We start from the raw sequence: 6,259 nt of genomic DNA, 5'->3' as shown, positions 1-6,259 counted from the left end.
GGTCTTCCCGGAGCCGGAGGAGCCCAGGAAGGTGACGAACTCACCCGCCGCGATCTCCATGTCCACACCGTCGACCACCGTCGTGCCGCTGTAGGACTTCCGCAGCCCGGTCACCGACAACGACTTCCCCGTCAGGGAGGAGGATTGTGCTGCCAGAGCAGCGGCGAGATCGTCGGCTGACAGCTTTCCGGTGGTCAGACTCTGGGTCCGCTCAGGCATCGGCCCACTCCTGCCAGCGCTTGGTGACGGCGTCGCGGTTCTCGTCCCACCAGGCGACATCGGCGTCGAACCCGGTCTTGAGGTTCTTCGGCGAGGTCGGCTGGTTGACCAGATCGTCCTCGGAGAGCAGCTTCATGGCCGCCGGGACGACCGGGCTGCCCGAGTACAGCTTGGCGAACGCCGCCTGAGCCTCGGGACGCAGGGAGAAGTCGATCAGCTTGTAGGCCGCGTCCGTGTTGTCCGCGCCCTTGGGGATGCCCCAGCCGTTGGTCATCCTGCGGGCGCCGTTCCACTGGTAGGCGACAGGCATGCCCTGCTTGATGAGCTCGTCCGCACGACCGCCCCACAGGCTGGTGGCGACGACTTCCTTGCGGCCCAGCAGGACGGCCGGAAGGGCTCCGGTGTTCCAGAACTTCTTCACGTCACCGCGGATCCGCGACATCGACTTGAAGGCCCGGTCCACATCCAGCGGGTACAGCTTGTCCAGCGGAACCCCGTCGGCCAGCAGCGCGAACTCCAGCTCCGGCAGGTCCACCTCCACGCTCTGCAGCGAGCGCGGGCCGCTGAAGGAGTGCGTGTTCCAGAAGTCGGCCCAGTTCTTCGGGGCACGCTTGAGGCTGTCCGTGCGGTAGGCCATCACGCTGGCCCACACGTTCTTGCCGACCGCGTGCTCCGGCAGCTGAACCTCCGGGATACCGGCGCCCTTGACGTTCTTCAGCCGGTCGTAGTCCACCGGCTCCAGACACTCGGCTCGTAGATCGCCTTCGTCAGCGCGTCGTTGTAGGCGCCACCGCTGTTGCTGACGACGAGCCGCTTCTTTCCGCCACCGCCCGACGAGGTGCGGCTCTCGCCGCTGCCCGTGAGGGTGCCGCAGCCGGTCACTGCGGTGGCAGCGGCCAGAGCGCCTGCGGTGCGAAGTACGCTTCTGCGTCCTATCCGGTTGCCTTCCATGGCAGGGCCTCCTGGAAATCGCTGGGTATACGGGGGAATCCGTGATGCGGGGACGTACTGGTCCCGGCGGAGGGGGGGGCTGGACGCCGTAATGACGGACGGAAACGCGCGGGGCTCTGGCCGCCGAGCGAGACCGGGGGCAGAGAAGTAAGGAAACGAAACGCGCGGTGGTGCGGCACGCTATCGCAAGAGTGGAAATATCACGACGGTGTATTTTTTATCGTTTTGATTACCGTCGGGCCCGCAGTGCATCCGTGGAATGGGTGCGGGAGGCATCGGATTTCTCGTCCCGCACGGCAGCACAAGCCGTCAGAAGAGCACGGGTGTGTGCCGTGCGGGACCGGTGTTGCCTCGGATCAGATGCCGAGCATGGTGTTGAGGTCGTCCAGGGACTTCACCGTCACGTAGTCGTAGCCGTGGGTCACCGGGTCGTAGCCGCGGTCCAGCAGAACCAGGTTGCGGAAGCCCATGTCGTGCATCGACTGGTGGTCGTAACGGGTGTGTGAGGCGACATGCACGAAGTCCTCGGGGGACGCGTCGAGCTTCTCGAGCATGTACTCGAACGCGGCGTACCGGGGCTTGTAGTAGCCGGCCTGCTCAGCGGTGAGGACGGCGTGGAAGTCCGCGCCGAGCTTGGGCACGCTCTCCGCGAGGAAGGAGTCGTCGGCGTTGGAGAGGATCACCAGCTTGTAGTGCTCGGCCATCTTCTTCAGCGGCGCCACCACGTCAGGGTGGGGCCCCCAGCTGCGGACACCGTCGGCGAACCGCTTGCCGGCGTCCGGTGCCGCCTTCACGCCCCACTTGCGGCAGACCCGCTCGAAAGCGTCCTGCAGCACCTGCTCGTAGGGGTAGTACTCGCCACGGACCTGGTCGTAGCGGTAGCCGCGGAACTCCCGGACGAACTGGTCCCACTGCTCGGCGGGGATCTGGTCGCCGACGAGCTCGTGCGTGATGGGGGTGATCGGGTATTCGATCAGCGTGCCGTAGCAGTCGAAGGAGACGTACTTGGGACGGAACTGCAACGAGGGTATGGCCATGAGAATGCTCCTGCTCTCTTTCTCTGGGGTAACCAGACGTGTTCGGGACCGGATTTTCAGGAATGCCCGTGACGGGCTTCCCGTAGGTGCGCGACGACGTCGTCCAGGCTCACGGCCAAGGAACGCTCGACATTGATCCAGTCGTCCTTGGCGTGCTCCAGGAGGTACTCGCGCCGTTCGGGTGCGCGCTCCGCGCGCCAGTTCGTGATCAGCGCACGCAGTGTGAGTCGTGCCAATGCGGCAACCGGGAGCAGTGGGAGTTCGGAGGCCTGGATCGGCCGCTCCCGTTGGTAGCCGGCGACGAAGGCGCAGGCGTCCCGCCAGGGATCATCCGGCGTCCTGCCGAGCAGGTTCGCCATGGGGACGGCGGGGTCGAAGATCACCGCGCTGCGCAGGGTGTCGCCGAAGTCGATGACCCCGGTGACGTAGTGATCACTCTTCGGATCGACCACGATGTTGTAGGGGCTGAAGTCACCGTGGATCACTTGCGTCTCGAGACCCCTCAGCCTCGGGACGACGTTTTCGCCGAAGAGCCGGAAGACCGATCGGGCCGACCGGCGATGCTCGGGTTCGGGGGTGTGCTCGACCAGTTCGGTCAGCTGGTGGAAGTGCCGGATGTCCCATGCCAGACCTCGTCGGTCCGCCGGGTGGGAGAACTCCCTGAGCGCCACGTCGATCAGCCCGAGCATCTCGCCCGCTCTGGCGAGCCGCTCCGCGTCCGGGTTCGCATCGGCAAGGACCTGGCCTTCGACGAAGTCGAACACCCGCAGGATCCGGGTCCTACCGTCGTTCATTCTGACGGTCACATGGTCGTCTCCGTCGGCGGTCAGCTTCACCCGCTGGACGGGCAAGTGCGAAGCGGTGCTTTCGAGGTGACGCATCGCGGCGGTCTGGAGGGCGACGACCGGCTCCGCCTCTTCGGGGGGTGAGACCTTCACGAGGTAGGTGCTTGACTCGGTGCTGAGTCTGAACGTGTCGTCCTTTTCGGTCGCCAGCCGTTCGAAGCGCCCGCCGAGGCGGTAGTGCTTCTCTAGGAAGATGCTCACCAGCATCACGTCGATGGGCTGATGGGACGACGTCAGGCCGCTCTCCTCGAGGAGCCGCTGAGCATAGGTCGGAGCTGGTGAGGTGTTCACGGTCAGTCCCTTCGGCCTGTCTGCTACAGACGGTTTTTCGCGACCTCGGCGAACGTCTCCAGAAAGCGGGTCACGTCGGCGGAGTCGAAGGCCAGCGGGGGGCGGATCTTCAGCGTGTTCGCCGACGTGCCCGTGCCGTTGATCAGGATGCGGCGATCGCGCATGTCGTTGATGACGTCTTCGGCAAGTGCGCGGTCGGGCTCGAGTGTCTCCCGGTCCTTGACGATCTCCACGCCGACGAAGAGACCGGCGCCGCGGACTTCGGCGATGTAGGGGGAGTCCTTGGTGATCTCCCGCAGCCCCGCGCGCAGAGCGTTGCCGCTCTCCAAGACGCGCTGCTGCACGTTCTCCCTCTCGATGACGTCCAGCACCGCGGCGCCGGCGGCCACGGGGATGGAGCTGCCACCGAAGGTGTTGAAGTAGCGGACGTTGCGTCCGAACTCCTCGCAGACCTCGGGGCGGAAGACCACACCCGAGATCGGCAGGCCGTTGCCCATCGGCTTGCCCATGGTGACGATGTCCGGCAGCACGCCGTGGCGGCTGAAGCCCCACATCGAGTCCCCCAGCCGGGCGAATCCCGACTGCACCTCGTCCGCGATGTAGACACCGCCGGCCGCGTGCACCTCCTCCACCACGGCCTGCATGTAGCCGGGCGGGTCGGTGAAGATGCCGTCGCTGCTGTAGGCGCAGTCGGTGATCAGCGCAGCGAGCCGGTAGCCGTGGCGCTCGAGGTCGTCGATCGCGCCGCGCACCTGCTGCCGCATGTGCTCGTCGAGCGTGGAACCGGGCGCGACGAGGCGCGGGTCGGGAGCGTCGATGAGCCGGACGTTCGGGCCGAGCGGTGAGCCGGCGCCCAGGGTCGGCGAGAAGCTCGCCACCTCGCGGGTGATGCCGTGGTAGGCCCAGCGGGTGACGATGATGCCCTCGCCGCCCGTGTGGAACCTCGCCACGCGCATGGCCAGGTCGTTCGCCTCCGAGCCGCTGCACGCGATGCTCAGCTTCGACAGCTCCTCGGGGAAGGTCGCGAGAAGCCGCTCCGCGTAGTCGACCAGTGCTTCCTGGACGTAGCGCGTGTTGGTGTTGACCGCGGTCATCTGCCGGGCGACCGCCTCGGCCACGTGGGGGTGGGCGTGCCCGACGCACGGGACGTTGTTGTAGGCGTCGAGATAGTCGTTGCCGTCCCGGTCGATCAGGTGGGCGCCGTGACCGGAAACGAACTCGACCGGCTCCTTGTAGATGAGCGTGTAGCCGGGGCCCAGCACCCGCTCGCGGCGGTGGATGGTCTCTTGGATGTGTTCGGGGAGTTCGCTCACTGCGCCCGGGTCGAACCGGTTGGGATAGTGGGCGATTGCCCGACTGAGCGTCGAAGTCATCTGCAGGCACACCTTCAGTCTGGTTTTCGTCGAGGTTGCTCGCTGCTGTGGCTGAGACCATACCATCGTTTGTTCCAGTTCCAACCTGAAACTAGAAAGATTTTTGGCTGGATCCGCATGGCAATTCAGGCGTCGAGAACCGGCTGGTAACTCCCTTGCAGTAAAGGCAAGTTGGAGCACGATCAGGCGGGTCCGAGCGTCGCTCGCCGTCCTGTGGCGCTGGTCTGTTTCAGCCACTGCTGAACTGAGACTCCGCGTCCGGCCCGGGGGAGGGGGGCCGGGCGCGGGGCGATCCGCGGTACATACGTGGCCGTCGTCGAACCTGGGGTCGCGGCGGCCGGGTCGAGGAGTGCCGTGTCCGTCTGGCGGCTTCCGTGGTGGACATCGGCGAGCACGGGGAGCGGCTGGAACCAGCCAGCTCCACGGGACCGGGAGCGCGTCGGCCTTGGTGGACGAGTGGTGGCATCGGCACCTACGGGAGCTGAGCTCCGTCGAGGAGACGGGCGGTGCTCTGTGCCCCGGGGGCGGGGTCGAGGAGTTCGGCGAGGTGCAGGGCGCGGACGTCCCGGTCGCCGGCGAGGTGGTCGATCTGGGGGGCGCGGGGGCGGAAGGCGCGGGTTTAGCTGTCGACCAACAGGATGGCCTTGGCGGCCCTGTGGGTTTCGCCGCGCGGAGGGTTTTGCGCAGGGCGCGCCGGGAGGTGAAGGCGGGGATCTTGCGGATCCGGCCCGAAATCCAGCCCGTTCAGGGCGATCGCACTGCGCAGCGCGTCGAGGACCGACACCGGCCTCGACCCGCGCGGTACCCGCCTCGACGTCGATGTCCAGAATCCGGTTCATGTACCGGGAGAAGTCCAGGACCACACCAGGCCCGACGGCATTGCCCGCCATGCTCGTGCCGCCGCCCCGGGCCGTGACCGGCACACCCGCCTTCACGGCAGGCCCGCAGCACCGCGACCACGTCGTCGGTGGTGCGCGGGAAGGCCACCGCCCGCGGCGGCACACGGTAGTTCGAGGCGTCATAGGCGTACGGGCCGGTGGCCCCCGGGCCGGTCTCCACCCGCAGACCGGGCGCCAGCTCGGCGAGACGGGCGACCAGGGATGTGAGGGGGGCTCTCCTAGGTCCACCGCCCATGCTCTCAGCGTCTGTCCGACGCCTACTTGATGACGTCCATGAACTTGTAGAACCCGCCGGCGAAGGGCAGGAACCAGGGCGGGCCGAAGTGGCCCGGGATCCGCTTGAAGGGCAGGTCGCTCCACGGGTTGGCGGCCACGGTCCCGTTCATGTACTCGGCCATCTGCTTGCCCATGTGCGTAGCCATCTGGACGCCGTGGCCGGAGTAACCGAGCGAGTAGAACAGACCGTCCTGTTCACCGGCGTGCACCATCCGGTCCATGCTCATGTCGACCAGGCCGCCCCAGCAGTAGTCGACGCGTGTCTTCGAGAGCTGCGGGAAGACCTCGGTCATCGCCTTGTGCAGGATGCGCCCGCTCTTGGCGTCCGACTGCTGGTTGGACCCGGCGAACCGGGCGCGGCCACCGAA

General features: G+C 66.9%; 6 protein-coding genes and 2 pseudogenes. All 8 read right to left on the bottom strand.

Annotated elements, in window-relative coordinates; all coding sequences use genetic code 11:
- A pseudogene (locus tag IO24_RS47025) lies at window positions 1-219 on the bottom strand (hypothetical protein); the annotation flags it as partial.
- A complete protein-coding gene (locus tag IO24_RS41675) occupies window positions 212-952 on the bottom strand; it encodes an extracellular solute-binding protein (protein WP_341866263.1) in 741 nt (246 codons plus the stop codon). The pseudogene IO24_RS47025 and the gene IO24_RS41675, both read right to left, overlap by 8 nt.
- Window positions 934-1,170 (bottom strand): hypothetical protein, encoded by a 237-nt coding sequence (locus IO24_RS47515; protein WP_341866262.1) that lies wholly within the window; start codon window positions 1,168-1,170, stop codon window positions 934-936. The genes IO24_RS41675 and IO24_RS47515 overlap by 19 nt, the downstream gene beginning before the upstream one ends.
- Before the next feature lie 356 nt (window positions 1,171-1,526).
- Complete coding sequence (locus tag IO24_RS0139720; RefSeq protein ID WP_031144698.1) at window positions 1,527-2,207, bottom strand: haloacid dehalogenase type II; 681 nt, start codon at window positions 2,205-2,207, stop codon at window positions 1,527-1,529.
- Window positions 2,208-2,263: 56 nt separating this feature from the next.
- Window positions 2,264-3,343 (bottom strand): phosphotransferase, encoded by a 1,080-nt coding sequence (locus tag IO24_RS0139715; protein WP_234335451.1) that lies wholly within the window; start codon window positions 3,341-3,343, stop codon window positions 2,264-2,266.
- A gap of 23 nt (window positions 3,344-3,366) precedes the next feature.
- On the bottom strand, window positions 3,367-4,716 hold the full coding sequence (locus tag IO24_RS0139710) for an aspartate aminotransferase family protein (RefSeq protein WP_031144696.1): 1,350 nt from the start codon (window positions 4,714-4,716) through the stop codon (window positions 3,367-3,369).
- 718 nt (window positions 4,717-5,434) lie between these two features.
- Window positions 5,435-5,850: pseudogene (locus tag IO24_RS44115) on the bottom strand (FAD-binding oxidoreductase); the annotation flags it as partial.
- Window positions 5,851-5,872: 22 nt separating this feature from the next.
- Window positions 5,873-6,259: NAD(P)/FAD-dependent oxidoreductase (locus IO24_RS0139705; RefSeq protein ID WP_031144694.1), on the bottom strand; the 387-nt coding region annotated here is incomplete at its 5' end.

The sequence above is a fragment of the Streptomyces flavovariabilis genome (assembly GCF_000725785.1).
GTDB classification, from domain to species: Bacteria; Actinomycetota; Actinomycetes; order Streptomycetales; family Streptomycetaceae; genus Streptomyces; species Streptomyces hawaiiensis.
The sequence above is the reverse complement of the archived record's forward strand: the minus strand, read 5'-3'. Positions and strand labels throughout refer to the sequence as shown.